Origin of the sequence: Shewanella saliphila (assembly GCF_014648295.1) — a bacterium.
Taxonomy (GTDB): Bacteria; Pseudomonadota; Gammaproteobacteria; order Enterobacterales; family Shewanellaceae; genus Shewanella; species Shewanella saliphila.
The window spans coordinates 1-13429 of record NZ_BMQV01000070.1 but is presented as its reverse complement, the minus strand read 5'-3'; the positions used below and the strand labels follow the sequence as shown (position 1 = coordinate 13429).

10 protein-coding genes are annotated in these 13429 nt (G+C 38.7%); 5 read left to right on the top strand and 5 right to left on the bottom strand.

Annotation, left to right across the window (positions count from 1 at the left end; genetic code table 11):
- The first annotated feature begins 376 nt into the window (after nt 1-376).
- Nucleotides 377-964, top strand: a complete 588-nt coding sequence (locus IEY48_RS19510) for a plasmid-related protein (RefSeq protein ID WP_188923226.1) — start codon at nt 377-379, stop codon at nt 962-964.
- A 156-nt stretch (nt 965-1120) separates the two neighbouring features.
- Here IEY48_RS19510 and IEY48_RS19505 read toward each other — a convergent pair whose 3' ends face one another.
- Nucleotides 1121-2011 carry a hypothetical protein gene (locus tag IEY48_RS19505; RefSeq protein WP_188923225.1) on the bottom strand — a complete coding sequence of 297 codons (891 nt, stop codon included), beginning with the start codon at nt 2009-2011 and terminating at the stop codon, nt 1121-1123.
- Between the two features lie 521 nt (nt 2012-2532).
- Between IEY48_RS19505 and IEY48_RS19500 the strand changes: the two genes are divergently transcribed.
- The 3 genes from IEY48_RS19500 (at nt 2533) to IEY48_RS19490 (ending at nt 8093) form a co-directional block, all read left to right on the top strand.
- Entirely contained in the window at nt 2533-3018 is a 486-nt protein-coding gene (locus tag IEY48_RS19500; RefSeq protein ID WP_229786594.1) for a mobile mystery protein A, read from the top strand.
- 999 nt (nt 3019-4017) lie between these two features.
- Complete coding sequence (locus IEY48_RS19495; RefSeq protein ID WP_188923223.1) at nt 4018-5529, top strand: Fic family protein; 1512 nt, start codon at nt 4018-4020, stop codon at nt 5527-5529.
- 533 nt (nt 5530-6062) lie between these two features.
- Nucleotides 6063-8093, top strand: coding sequence for a S9 family peptidase (locus IEY48_RS19490; protein ID WP_188923222.1), 2031 nt, complete (start codon nt 6063-6065; stop codon nt 8091-8093).
- Between the two features lie 174 nt (nt 8094-8267).
- On the opposite strand, the gene IEY48_RS19485 is transcribed toward IEY48_RS19490, so the two are convergent.
- Nucleotides 8268-8714 carry a hypothetical protein gene (locus tag IEY48_RS19485; RefSeq protein WP_188923221.1) on the bottom strand — a complete coding sequence of 149 codons (447 nt, stop codon included), beginning with the start codon at nt 8712-8714 and terminating at the stop codon, nt 8268-8270.
- 145 nt (nt 8715-8859) lie between these two features.
- Here IEY48_RS19485 and IEY48_RS19480 point away from each other — a divergent pair, with 145 nt between their 5' ends.
- Nucleotides 8860-9396 (top strand): TetR/AcrR family transcriptional regulator, encoded by a 537-nt coding sequence (locus tag IEY48_RS19480; RefSeq protein ID WP_188923220.1) that lies wholly within the window; start codon nt 8860-8862, stop codon nt 9394-9396.
- Nucleotides 9397-9603: 207 nt separating this feature from the next.
- Here IEY48_RS19480 and IEY48_RS19475 read toward each other — a convergent pair whose 3' ends face one another.
- The 3 genes from IEY48_RS19475 to IEY48_RS19465 form a co-directional block, all read right to left on the bottom strand.
- Complete coding sequence (locus tag IEY48_RS19475; RefSeq protein WP_188923219.1) at nt 9604-10296, bottom strand: transposase; 693 nt, start codon at nt 10294-10296, stop codon at nt 9604-9606.
- Nucleotides 10297-10455: 159 nt separating this feature from the next.
- Nucleotides 10456-11610: a hypothetical protein gene (locus tag IEY48_RS19470; protein ID WP_188923218.1), complete on the bottom strand. Its 1155-nt coding sequence runs from the start codon at nt 11608-11610 to the stop codon at nt 10456-10458.
- Entirely contained in the window at nt 11576-13174 is a 1599-nt protein-coding gene (locus tag IEY48_RS19465) for an AAA family ATPase (protein ID WP_188923217.1), read from the bottom strand. The genes IEY48_RS19470 and IEY48_RS19465 overlap by 35 nt, the downstream gene beginning before the upstream one ends.
- Between the last annotated feature and the right edge of the window lie 255 nt (nt 13175-13429).

Here is a 13429-nt window from a genome sequence, read left to right as displayed (position 1 = left end):
AACATCCAGAGCGATGGTCAAAAGAAGAGCGAAACTGGCAACCAATAGGCGCTGTGGCGTTAAATCCAGAGCAACATAAAGAAGTTGCTTAACAATTTAGGCGACAACTGTCTTGAAAAACGCCGTTGATGTCTATTTGAATGAGATTTGATAATAGGAAAAGTTAGTTTTCAAGTAAGCAAGGTAATTGGAAATTGAATTTTTAATTGAATTTTTAATTGAATTTTGAAACCGGAACGGTAAGATGGTTATAGGTCTAGTCGATACCTGCTGCCCACTTTAGCGAACCTGGATAGGACGGCTTCAATTCATTTTATATCTTAGGTTTTTCTGCGACCTCGGCAGTGGGCACCGTTATCGCTAAATGGAGAAACTTATGCAAATCAAACGTGTTGTCTCAACTTCTACTATCGAACGTTTAAAGCAAAAAGCCCGAAAATTAAAGCGAGAGAGCTCTATTTCACATACGGAAGCACTTGACCTTGTCGCACTATCCGCTGGATTTAACCACTGGCATCAAGTTACAATAGCGTATGAGCCATACCGGATTGCAGAGGACGCATTTTTAAATGGGTGTGTTCTTGCCTTCGAGATTAAGGAGGCTATGGATGTTAACATCGCTGAAGGAAATCTAATTGAGGACCCGTATCTTGATTTTGTAGCGGACAAAAAACTGTTAGACATTTACGGTAACTTTATTGATGAAGATGATGAACTGAATCGCCTTTTAAAAGTGACTTTGTCGGAAGCTGAACTGGAAGCTGAAGTTCGAGATAATTTCTCATTTATATTCTTCAGGCTCAAACCAAAAGCATGTGAATTTACTTTGAAAAGTGTGCTGGCACTGATTAGAAAGCATTCATTCTGGATGCCTCACTACATTTGGTTGCAAGGAACTTTGATTGATTCCTATAGTTTCCCTTCTGAGGATGATGAAGGTCGTGTAGTCGCAATCAGAATGTAAAATTTGCAATTGATATGGCTTATTTAAGTTGGCTAACTGCTTTAGCGTCGTTAACCAACTTTTATTATAATTGAGGATAGTTAACCTCTTTTTATATAATTCTTAGTCTATTTTGGATGGCTTGAAAGCTGACAAATGATGACTAATTATTAACTGCTAATAAATGATTTTTGGAAAAACGTTTGAGAGCTGTTGTTTAGTTATATTATCTTTGATGCCACTCTTAGGATTGATGAAAAACCACGCTTTAGCATCATTATAAACGAATGGAGCATTGTTTATTTTTGATACAGGCCTTAGGTAGTAAAAGTTTGGGTCTAACTTGTCAACAACTTTAAAGTTAGTATACCAACCCATTGCCCTAATCCCCATCACAGCATAGTTGCCCTTTTCACCTTTTGGGGTAGTAGTTGTAAATTTCATCAAAGAAATATTATTATACCCAGATTTAACACATTGATTAAGTTCAGTGATATTTCGCTTTTGCATATATCGTTCAGTATAGAGTTTTTTACCGTTTGGGTAAATTTTTGCTTGTAAATCAGTGCAGTAAGGACCTTCGTAAATCATCTCATATGAATGTGATGCTGTCCAAATACTGTAAGAATATTTTATGCCGTATTCACTTTCAGTTGCTTTAATTATCTGATTATTAACAAATTCATAAGCAGCATCAATGCTCTTAATACTTCTATCACTAATGGGGACGTAATAAATACCATATCCGGCATTCAGAGGGTATTCTCCATATGATGAGCCAAATAGTCCTAGCAGTGCACCACCAAGCCCTCCATTAATGAAGCCAAGATAAGTATCTGATGCTTTAGATAATGCATCGGCTGTAATGTCAGCATCTTCGGCTACATTTGCATCTATTAGCCCATTGTGAAAATCTAATGAACCATCTACAACATTCATTGCGAACGATTTTGATTTGTCGTAGTTAAAATCTTCTCTATTCTCTGGGTCGTAGCTTCTCTCGGTGGACATGCAAGCGCTCGTAGTTAATATAATGATAATCAAAGTTAACAAGTTTTGTTTTCTCATTTATAGTTCCTAAGAAATAATTTTCAGAAAGTGTGATGAAATTAAATTATTTGATAAATAGACAATAATTTTGCTATGAAGTTAAATCCATAACACATATTAAGTGAAATGATGATTTTAAGGAGTTGATTTACATCAAATAATGTTCAATTACCGAAGTGTAATCGAATATGGTATTGGATTTAATTTTTTTAGGCTAAGACAATACAAGACTTAAACGGACAAAGTACAAAAACCGGAATCAATTTCTCTTATCTTGCTGGTATACAATGAAAAATTGATACTTGATTATGCAATCTTCACTATTCAGTGATGCATATTAGTAAACTCGTCTTGATTCAATGTTACACAATTGAAGTTTAAAACCTTATAAAAATACACCTTCAAATTAATGTAACCTATTTCCTGTGCATTAAGTTGTTTTGTATCTTAAATTAGATACAAAATTTTTTTCATGTCTCTATTTAGGGTTACAATATGATTAAGAAGCTAATATAGAAGTGAGCGGAATCATGTATTTCATGCGAAGTAACCCAAAAAGCACAGTCAAAAAGACAGTGATGCATCAGTATAGAGCTATTGCCAATTCGGCGGTAGAGTTTCGACTGTTCACAAAACCTAAAGAGGGCTGGGTCAGAACTATCCGATCTGCACTAGGGATGTCTGGTTCCCAACTTGGTGAAAGAATGGGTTTCAGTCGAAATCGAATTTCTGTTCTTGAACGAAAAGAAGTTGAGGGTGATATCACACTAAATCAGCTTCAAGGGCTAGCAGAACAACTCAACTGTGATCTGACTTACGCTTTGGTGCCTAGAAAACCAATTGAAGACATTATTGATGGCAGGGCAACAGAAATAGCTTCTAGAAGTCTAGATGCCAACTCTCAGAACATGTTTTTAGAAGATCAGACTATAAGTGGAGAGGCTCAGATACGACTGCTTAACCAGATTAAGGAACAGATTATCGAATCTGGTGGACGTGCTCTTTGGAAAAACATTAAGGAATAGTTCTTGGTTGCATTGGTCGAAATCTCGATGGCGCAACGCCTTTTCCCCCTGATGATATGCTGAGCCTGAAGTATAAGCATGTAGTTACTCGTTAGCAATTAAATGAACTGGAAGCGGCCAACATACTTCATGGGCAAATGTTGGCAAGTAAGTTCAAGAACCCAACGCTAGAAAATATCTTTGTTCGGGATTTTGTGACTAACTTACATAAGGCTCTTTTGGGAGATGTTTGGGAATGAGCAGGGATCTTTAGGCTGTGTGAGCTTAACATCGGCGTCGAGCCGAGAAATATTTCTGTTAATTGTATAAACCCGGAAGAACTGTTTGAATGGTGATATGTTGTGGCGACGATTAGATATACTTACCTATACATTAACCAACTTAATTAATAACAAAAAGTGAGTATTTTTAAATTTAGTGTATGTGTTAACCAACTTCCATTCTAAGAATGTGGCAAAAATGCAAAAAAAAACAGAGCCTCAATTAACCAACTTCATTAACGATCCTCAACTACTTGGCCTCGATAATACGGCGTCAGCCGACACTTTTCTCTTCTCATTGACACCAGTCAACTCCGAGGAGAAAAGCATCGGCTTTCTTGTCTTCTCATCGGCAGTAACGCCATTATCGTGGTAGTAGGCTTTATTTGAAGTTTTACAATTAAAAAGCGAACCAATTGGTTCGCTTTTTTATGCCTGTCATTCCAGTAAATTCCGAACAAGTGTCTTTCCGGCAATGCTTTTGAGCCGGAATCCAGGTGTTTGCTTATGCTTTTAGTGTCATACAGTTTATTTAACTATAGTTAACTACTACTAAGACATGTGAGTGGAACGCTAAAACCTATAAATTAAAATCATTAAAACCTATAAATGAAATGACACTAAAACCTATAAGTGATAAAACGGTAAAGCCTATACACCAAAAGCGTTAAAACCTATAAAAGCCATAACGATAAATCTTCGATTTAATAAAACTCTAGTGTAGTTATTAGGAACTCAAATGAATGTAGTATCACAAAAATTAGCAGATTCTCTCGCGCAATTAAAGATGCTCCAAGAGTCTGGTTTCGTTGCAATTCAATCGAAGCAATTAAGTCGATTACACCGTGAGCGTTTAATGAAGTATGGCTTTATTCGAGAAGTCATTCGAGGTTGGTATATTCCTGCTATGCCTGATGAAAATCCAGGTGACAGCACGTCTTGGTATACTTCTTTTTGGGACTTCTGTGGAGCCTATTTGTCTGCGCGATTTGACCAATCTTGGTGCTTATCAGCTGAGCAGTCGATAAATCTACATATTGGTGACAGAACCGTTTGTCAGCAGCTACTTGTGCGCTCTCCAAAGGGAAATAATAAGCCTACGGCCTTCCTGCATAACACTTCTATTTTTGATGTTAGGCTAAATTTACCTGATGTAAAACATATTGAAAGTCTTGATGGGCTTAATGTGTATAGTTTACCTGCCGCGTTAGTGTATTGCTCTGCGAGCCAGTTTGTTAATGCACCTATTCAAATGCGCACTGCCTTATCAATGGTAACTGATGCATCTGACGTGTTATCTGTTTTGTTGTCGGGTAATCACAGTGTAATTGCAGGCCGGTTAGTGGGGGCTTTTAGAAACATTGGCCGGGATCTCATTGCAAACAATATACTGAAAGGTATGCAGGCTTCTGATTTAGTGGTGCAAGAAGAAGACCCCTTTAAAGAAACAGTACAGATAAGCTTTGGTCGTCGTGATGTCTCGCCCTATGCTAATCGAATACGACTGATGTGGGCACAGATGCGCGAAGATGTTATAGCCAATTTCCCTCAGCTTAGTGTTCAAACAATTGCTATTGAAACTTACATGGCCGAGGTGGAAGATAAATATATCACAGACGCCTATCACTCATTATCCATCGAAGGCTATCGTGTCACTCATGAACTCATCGAACTTGTTCGATTTGGTCATTGGCAGACTGAAGACTCTGTTGATAGTAAAAAGCACCTAGATGCAATGGCCGCTAAAGGTTATTGGGATGCATTTCAAGAAGTGAAAAAAGCCGTTCGGGTGGTGTTAGAGGGGAATAATTCGGGTGATGTGTTAGAGCACGCACACAGTGATTGGTATTTGGCTTTATTCGGCCCAAGCGTTGCTGCTGGTATTGTTAAGCAATCGGACCTAGCAGGTTATCGAACGGGGCCAGTTTATATTCGTCAGTCTATGCATACGCCTCCTAGTCGAGACGCTGTTAGAGATATGATGCCGACTTTGTTTGAATTATTGGCTGCAGAAGATAATGCGGCAGTAAGGGTTGTGTTAGGGCACTTTATCTTTGTGTATATTCATCCTTATTTCGATGGTAACGGTAGAATGGGGAGGTTTGTTATGAACTTGATGATGGCCTCGGGTCGTTACCCTTGGATGGTTGTGCCGGTCGAGCGCCGCAGTGAATATATGCAGGCATTAGAAGAAGCCAGCGTTAAACAGAATATTGTGCCTTTTACTCAGTTTCTGGCTTCACTAATGTAAATTTAAGCGGTATATCGTTATCACCTTTGGTTAAGTAATCATTGCGGCAATGCTCATATTCACGCCATTCCGGCACTGTTTATATTTATGTCATTTCGGTAATGCTTATGTTTACGTCGGTCCGGTAATGCTTATATTCACGTCTTTCCGGCAATGCTTTTGAGCCGGAATCCAGGTGTTTGCTTATGCTTTTTTGCACCTATGGCCTGCGGCACTAAAAGCGTGGTCAATTTTACCTGACCACTACAGTTTGTATGTTTGGGAGCCCTCACGCTCTGTCTCCCACTTATTAACCCTATTTATGACTAATTCGCGCCTTTATTACCGGTTTTATTATTCAAAACAATTAATTTGTAAACAGCTGCTACAGTCCGTTGTTATTCGTATCTTTTAACGGGCTTTGCTCGCTATACTGGGGCGTCTGTATGTGCTGGTTTTTGAGTGGGAACAAACGGTTGTCACCCAGCCAAACGCTGTTGCACATCAACTCATAAAATGACTACGAACTCATTCAGAATGAAGGAGAAGCTCTCGTGAAAAAAGTAGGGATTCTAATACTGTGTTTGTTGATGCCAATGGCATCAGCTTTTGCAGAGCAAACCAAAACATTATCGGCAGAGGTGCTTTGGCAACTCAAGCGTATCGGTAGTCCGATTGTTTCACCCCAAGGTGATCATATTATTGCTGCCGTCACTGAGTACGATATACCAGAAGATAAAGGCACGACTCAGCTATGGTTGTTTGCAAAAGATGGCTCAGGCCAGCGTGCACTTACTGCAAAAGGCTTACGCGCGAGTGAGCCTGTGTTTTCTCCAGACGGAAAAACCTTAGCTTTTGTCAGTAAACGTGACAAAGACGAAGCAGGGCAAATCTACTTATTACCAATGAATGGACCGGGCGAAGCGCAACGCTTAACTGAGGTTCCCGGTGGCGTGAATGGTATTAAGTGGGTTGGTGAGCACATTTACTTCATTAGCCGTATTTTCCCAGGCAAAGACTGGGAACAAATGACCGAGCAACTCAAAGCTGATAAAGACGATAAGGTCTCCGCCCACCAGTGGAACGCACTGCCTTATTCACATTTTGACCATTGGATAGATGAAGAAAGAGATGCACATGTTTTTCGTATTTCAGCCAAAGGTGGAGACGTTGAAGCCATCACCCAACCACTGAAAAAGCAATTGCCACGTTCTTCACAAAGCGCTGGCAGCTACGATATCGACCCAAGCGAACGTTGGATTGCTTTTAACTCAAACGGCTCCGCTAACCAAGTTGACCCTAAAATTGATGTATTTCTTGCTAAAATCGGTAGCGGAAAATATGAAAATTTAACTCCGGACAATCAAGCACCTGATAGTGGACCTAAATTTAGTCCCGATGGTAAAACACTTGCCTTCACCCGCCAATTAATTCATGGCTTCTACGGTGACACTTCACACTTGGTGTTGTTCGACATGGACAAACGTAGCGAACGTGTAGTGACCAAAGATTGGGACCGATCTGTTTCTAAATATCTTTGGACGCCAGATAGTAAGGGGTTTTATGCATCAATAGCCGATGCAGCCACAAACCGCATTTACTACATCAATGCTAAAAATGGCCAAGTGAGACAAGTCACCAACAATACCGATTTTGGCAAACCCTCTATCGCCAAAGACGGTACTTTGGTTGCTGCCAATCAAAGTTTTTTACATCCCGCACGCGTGGTGAAGATTGACTCCCGCAATGGAAAAATAACCCGTTTAGATAGCTTTAACGATGATGTATTGGCCAATGTGGGCATGGGTACTTATGAGTCGGTGACGTATAAAGGTTATAACGGAGATGATATCCAGATGTGGGTGCACTACCCGCCGGGATTTGATAAAACCAAAAAATACCCACTGATGATGTTGATCCACGGTGGTCCTCATGGCGCAATTTCAGACAGCTTCCATTACCGTTGGAATGCGCAAACGTTCTCTTCTTGGGGTTACGTGACCGCTTGGCCTAATTTTCACGGCTCGGGTAGCTTCGGCCAAAAATTTACTGACAGTATTAACCCAGACTGGAAGAACAAGTCGCTTGAGGATATCTACAAAGCAACGGATTGGTTTAAGAGCAAAGACTGGATTGATAGCGAACGTTTAGTCGCTGGTGGTGGCAGTTATGGTGGTTACTTAAGCTCAATTATTTTGGGGCAAAAAGATAATCCTTTTAACGCACTGTTTATCCATGCTGCGGTGTATAACATGTACTCACAAATGGCGGCGGATTTCGCGGTACACAGTACACGTTTTGGTAGTTTTTGGGAAAACCCTGAAATTTATAAATCTATATCACCTCACTATGGCGCGGCCAATTTTGATACGCCAACCTTGGTTATTCACGGTCAGTTAGACCAACGAGTGCCCGTAGGACAAGGGTTTGAGTTATTCCGTACATTGCAAACCAAAGGTATTGAGTCGCGAATGATTTACTTCCCTGATGAGAATCACTGGGTACTGAAACCAAATAACTCGATTTATTGGTACGGCCAAGTGAAGGATTGGATGACTCGTTTTGCAGAGCCCGGTGGTAAGTAGTAAGTAGCACCGTTCGCACTTAACATCGCGGGTGCATCTATGCACAAGGCAGCCCAAGAGAGCCAGTATCTCTTGGGCTTTTTGTTAAGTAGATAAGTGGGGCGTCAGGCTCTGCCCTCACTTATGCACTTATGTGACCCCACTTATTGCAAACAGTTGAAGCGTTCAAACAATTTAACTTGCAACGCCTTTCTCCGCACCATCCATGTGCTTCACGATCTTATAAACAATAATAAATGCCCAGATCTCAATCGCCACTATCGCGATGTGTATGATCAAATCACCCGTTGGCGACGCCGGTGCGTTAGCTAGTGGAAACATAGGGTCAACGATGGTTTCTAAGCCTTCTCTGATTATATTCATCAGCAGAATAACCAGAAAATACCGTGGGTTTTGGGTGATTAACACAATGATGGACACCAGCGCCATGGTTAGGGTTCTTGCACCAAACTCATACAACATATTCAGGTTTGGGCTATCAGTCCCAACGTTAATTCCAGAGGCAGCTATGGCTTGGTGATCAAAGAAAAAAATGAAGGTCTGCTGAAGCATAATGGCGATCAGCAAGCCTTGAAGAATATTCACCCACAAAGGGATTTTATAAGAAACGTTATTATTCATAGTGTGTGGTTTTCTGTTAAGTGTGCGATTACGGTTTATTGATGTTTATGACTGCTTGTCAACACGTGTTGACTCGGCTACTCTATTATCCATTCTTCATAAAGTCAACAAGTGTTGACTACACCTGCTACGGATGCGAATTGATATGACGGCTGAACTCAGTACTCGCGAAAAATTGATCCATCATGCGCGACTTCGCTTTTGGACCAAAGGCTATTCCAACGTGTCTTTGCGTGAAATATCAAGGGCTGCAGGTGTCGATGTGGCGTTGGTATCGCGTAATTTTGGCGGTAAACAGGGATTATTCGAGGCTACCCTGGAAGGCGCCTTAGTCGCGGATGGTTTACCACAATCGGGAATCGCTGAGCTGGTAGATATGACCGTCAGCATAATGGCGAGCACTCCCAAAGATGAGGAGCAGCCGTCAATCATTCGGTTGATACAAATGAATGCTCACGATGAAACTGTGGGTGAGCTGGTTCGTGAACAGCAAAAGATCGCCATGCAAAACTACCTTGAGCAAGTCATTGGTGATAAGACGCGTGCCGCTCTGTTTATGGTGGTGTTGCTGGGCATTAGTATGGCGGAGGCGTCACTGCACCTTACTGGTATCGCTAAACCAGAGTCGCAGGAATATGAAAAGCAGCTGCGCCACATGCTGAGTGCGGCGCTAAATTACTAATGAGTTCTTAACTTTTGATAAGTGGTGATAAGTGGGGTCATGATAAGTGGGGTGATAAGTGGGGTCAGAGTAAACTTTATTCTATAAGATACTATAAGATAAGTGGGGTCAGAGTCTGAGGGATCCCCACGAATTTAATAGCATGCTTGTGGATAAGTGATAAGTGGGGTCAAGTGATAAGTGTGATAAGTGGGGTCAGAGTAAACTTTATTCTATTACCTTAAAAGGGCGTCCCATTTTCTTTGGATGCATACTGTTACCCGTTAGTTTTTCTATTTGGTCTTTAAATGTGTCGCTGCCGATTACCATGCCTTTATTGGTTGCTTGACGAATATCGTTAATCATTTTTGCATCTAATTGATGTTGAAATAGGGCTCGATAAGATGATTGCCTTGCTTGAGGGTCGTTGCTTATTGAAAGGTAAACCTGATGTGGAGTACAAAGCTGAGAGGCCTTACCTAGGGCGTTGATTTGATAGCTAGACCAGACATATTCGACAGGGTCATTAACCATATTAGCTCTTACTGGGTTGAGTTCAATATAACGATATAGTTGGATTAAGTATTCTTCGGTTTGCACTAAGCAAGACTTGAAACGACCTTCCCAAAGTGTTCCGGTACGTTTGTATGTGTAATTAAAATATCTAACATATTGTCTACCAAGTGATTGCATCATAAGGCTAACAGCATTGGCTTTTTGAGGAGTACAAAGCAAATGCACATGATTTGTCATAAATACCCACGCGTGAATTTCAACATGAAATTTACGCGAATACTCTTTTAGCCATCCAGCATAGGCTTTAAAGTCTTGTTCAGACGTGAAGCAAACGTGGCGATTATTACCTCGTTGAATAACGTGTTGAGGAATACCAATGGGGCAAATTCTTGGGGATCTTGGCATGTGCAACTTCCCTGTTCAAAGTGACTTGAACTAGAGAGTATAGCTAAGAAATTTAAGTTTACTCTGACCCCACTTATTCTCTGACCCCACTTATTATTAAGTTTACTCTGCCCCCACTTATTAAAAAGCGATCGAGTATGATCAGCCCCTGACTTATTCCTAAAAACGACAAGGCTTGCTGCAAATAAAGCGTTCAATCATCCAAACACTTAATTCGTCCCATTCATTATTAAGGTTAGGTTGTTGAAAATTATTGAGTTTATTTGATAGAAAATCCTTTTTAACCGCATTAAACAATGTTCCTAAAGAACCTAATATCTTTATATCATTACTGCCTATTGTAGCGGAAGACTGAATTGCCAATTTTTCAATTTTCTCTTGCTCAAGAGTAGTTTCAAATATAGGTTTCCAATATGAAGCTAATGCACAACTCTCCTTTAAAAATATAGCTTTGTAGCCAAAACTTTTTTTAAAATCATAATAAAATAAAGATCTATTATCTAAATCATATATTCGTTTTAATAATATAATATCATCTTTTTGGTTCTGGTTTGCTTTCTTTAAAAACCAATCAAGAGGGAATAAATTCTCTATTTCATGAACGTTCAAAACTCTATAGTTGTGTAATAAATTTAACTCCGAATAAGACTTGATTACTTTTTTCGCTGTTTCTCCATAATTATCTTGAGGATGTTTTTTATCACTATCAATTATGGAGAATAAGTTTAACCAACTAGTATCACTATCAGAAATCTCATCTCCAGTTCCATCCCCGCCACCATTTTTTCGTTCTATACAAATTTGATAGTCGTGTACATTGAAGTTATTTCTAAAGTGATTTTCACAAATTTTTTTTAAAACTTTACCATCAGATAATGAGTTTTCTGTAATAAGCTTAGGTTTATTAAAAGGAGTGTAGAAACCTTCTGAATATTTTTTTGTAGAATAATTTTTTATGTCAAATAATATATGAGAATCATCGTTTAGTTGTATTTGATGAAAATCAGAGTGGTAAACGTAGAGTTTGAAATTAAATGAATCAAAAAGCTCTTGATTAAATGTTATTTTACTTTTTTCCTTTTTAAGGAAGTTTTCTATTCTTTTATCATTGTCATCAAGCGACTTCATTATTCTTAGACATGTTGATTTAGATATTTCTATAGCAATGTAACCTAGTCCTCTATTATATTCTAAGTCCCTAAGTAATTCGATAGCATCACTTTCGCTGGTCATTTCTTCTAGAGCTTTTGATATGCTCTCATCAATTTTAATTATCATATTAGTAAGAGAAAAATCCTTTAGGCCATGATTCAAGAGTTCCATCAGCTAGGAAGTTTGAAGTTCTAATTTCAGTGGTACGCTCTATGCGATCTTGTTCGAAAACTAATATACTTGCAGTATCTTTATCTATTTCGTCTATTGCTATAAGATCTCCAATAGTCGAAATTAATGCTTCACTATGCGTTTCTATAATAAGGTTAAGGGTAATACCATTTTCTTTTGCTAATTTAACGGCACTAGAAAATACATTAGCAAGTGAAGCTTGCATTCTTGGATGTAGATGAAGTTCTGGTTGTTCTATTGCAAAAATAACTTGTTTGGAAATATTTTTTTGATGATTATTTTCATATCCAGATGATACTGACCATAAACTTACTAATATTGGTAATATTTGACTAAATCCAAATCCCATGTCAGTAACATTATTGTAACTTTCCCCTCCATTTCCGTATGCAATTTTTAACGCTAAATTTGAGCTTGAGTAATCAACTTTGACAGTAAAGTCAAAACTAATTTTAGTCCATTCATCAAGGGACTTTTGCCATTTCGGGGGTAATGCTGAAACAAACATAGCAAGATTGGAACCAGTATGATCTAATTGGTCTATATTTAAATCTTGAAATCTATAATATCTTTCAGTTGAAGCTCTTAGTGGTGCAATATAATGAATGTTTTTAAAAGTACCTGTAAGGTAGGAGTTTAAAGCTTCTGAAAACTCTAAAGCAAATAGTAAGTTGCATTGACCTGAAATAAATTTGAATTGAGCGTCGTCCACAGTCCATTTCGCCGTAACCTTTTGAGCTCTTGAGTAGTTTATTATTTTTTTAAATTCTTTTAGTTTTTTTGTATCGCTACCTCTGACAGAGCTTAATTTTCTACAAATCAATGAAATTCTTTCTTTATCTGAGCCTTTTGTTAGCTTAACTATTGTAGAGTTAATACTTTCTCTTATTACCTGTGACGCATCTTTTGAAGTGTTATTTAAGCCCCAGCCTCCAAAGTGAAAGTAATTTCTACCAGTTCTGAAAAATGGAATGATACTATCTGTTTCAGATACGGAGTACTTAGCTATTTCTTCTTGTTCTGTCTTGCTATTTACATCCCAAACTAGTCTCTCAGAGTCAACTCCAATTAATTCCCCCCCCTCACTGAAAGTAAATGTTATATGATCATCGTCAAACGCTAAAATATATTTTTTAGTGAAGCTAGTAAATGGTTTTTTTCCTTTTGAAATAGATATGGTTGACGCAATTTCTACATCTGTAACTTGACTGTTTAATCTGCTTAAAAGTCCAGTAGAAGCTATTTTTCCATCAATTGTAGATACAAATGTCAGCGATATGCAATCATTGTTAGGGTCTAATGATGAGGATAAAGTATTCTCTATTGATTCAAAATCCACTAGAGGACCATTCCAAAGTATTGGTCCTCTAGTTCTTCTTTCTACACTTTGACTTAATAAAGGAAATAATCTAAGAAACGAACTTTTTCCAGAACTATTTGTTCCAACTAAAATGTTTATTGGTTTTAAATTGACAGTATTAGAATCAATAATAGAACGCAAACCTTTTACTCTAATCGATTTCAAACTATGCATACACTATAGCCTTACATGAGTTAAATAAAATTTATATATTGAGCTTAATAAATTACTATAAACCATCATTTCCCAACCTCGCTCTTACTCAAACACCGCTGCGCCACTTGATAAACAATGGCATCAACCCAGGGCCACCGCATGAGTGTTTAATTTTTAACCTAACTACTAAACCCAACCTTTAATACTGCTTCAAGCATCGATGGATTCATCATGCATCGCTTTTGTTTTCCAACAATGCTTATCTTCGTCGGC